1 pseudogene is annotated in these 583 nt (G+C 54.5%); it reads right to left on the bottom strand.

Features of this window, described 5'->3' with window-relative positions:
• A pseudogene (locus CIK04_RS29280) lies at positions 1–583 on the bottom strand (fructose PTS transporter subunit IIB); the annotation flags it as partial.

The following is a 583-nucleotide window of genomic DNA, read 5'->3' as shown; positions in this document are numbered from 1 at the left end:
CACGTTTGCCGGCAAAGCGCGCCATGTCGACTTGCTTATCGCACGCCACAACGATCGCCTCTGCACGTTCAATTTCTTCTGCGGTTGGGCTGTTTTTCACCCCAATCGAGCCGTTGGTTTCCACTTTGATTTCGTAGTCCAACGCGCCGCGCCTTTTTCCAGTGCTTCCGCCGCGAGGTAAGTGTGGGCGATGCCTGCAGGGCAACCCGTCACACCAATGATCAACCCTTTGCTCTCTGATGGGGTAGTGTCTGGCGCAGGTTCGGCCTTTTTCAGCAATAACTGGAGTGCTTGCTCGGCGTTTTCGGCATTGAGGAATGTGTCGATGAAACCTTCTTCGATCAGCTTGGAAGAGAGTTCAGCCAACACTTCAATATGGTGGTTATCGCCTCCATCGGGTGACGCGATCATGAAAAAGAGTTTGGAAGGCAAACCGTCTTCTGCGCCGTACTCCAATTGCCCTGTTTGCACACGCCGAATGGCGACGGCAGGTTGGGTAACGGCGGCACTTTTCGCAATGAGGGATCGCGACGCCGTCTTCAAATCCGGTGTTGCCTAACTCTTCACGCGCTTGGATGTCCTG

The sequence above is a fragment of the Vibrio sp. 03_296 genome (genome assembly GCF_002265885.1).
Note: the sequence above shows the minus strand (reverse complement) of the source record. Positions and strands in the feature narration are given on the sequence as shown.